Annotated in this window: 1 protein-coding gene; it reads left to right on the top strand. The window is 42.2% G+C overall.

From position 1 onward, the window contains the following. A partial coding sequence (locus LMF89_RS25540) for a polyketide synthase dehydratase domain-containing protein (protein ID WP_229537603.1) occupies nucleotides 1-571 on the top strand: 571 nt, incomplete at both ends.

Below are 571 nucleotides of genomic sequence, written 5' to 3'. Positions count from 1 at the left end.
TCTATCTTGGAGAAAGCCAAGTATTAGCGAAGTTATCTTTGCCGCCCACGGTTTCTCATACAAGAGATCAATATATCGTACACCCTAGTTTGCTGGATTCCGCCCTGCAGGCGTCAATCTATTTATTGATGGAACAGGAAGAAAGCGCTAAAACAATGCTGCCTTTTGCATTGCAAGAAGTGGAAGTCATAGACCGCTGCACTCCTGCCATGTGGGCGCTGATTCGATACCATACTGGCAGTACGAACAAAGATAAAATAAAAAAAATTGATATTGACTTATGCAATGAAGCAGGGAAAATGTGTATAAAAATAAAGGGGTTCTCGACAAGGGTATTAGAAGAAAAGGCAGGCGCATTTGAAACTGTGGAAAAGAAGAGTGTTCTGCTATTTCATCCATGCTGGAAGGAGAAAGCTTCTGCATCAGGAATCCCCCCTCTATATGAGCAGCGTTTGGTAATATTGTGTGAGCCGGATCAAAAGATTCAGGAAAGTATTGAAGGAAACCTGTCTGAAATTCAGCATCTTGTTTTGCAATGTCAAGAGAAGGGGATAGAAGAACGTTTCCAGGC

The sequence above is a fragment of the Pelosinus baikalensis genome (assembly GCF_020819555.1).
Lineage (GTDB): Bacteria > Bacillota > Negativicutes > DSM-13327 > DSM-13327 > Pelosinus > Pelosinus baikalensis.
The sequence above is the reverse complement of the archived record's forward strand: the minus strand, read 5'-3'. Positions and strand labels throughout refer to the sequence as shown.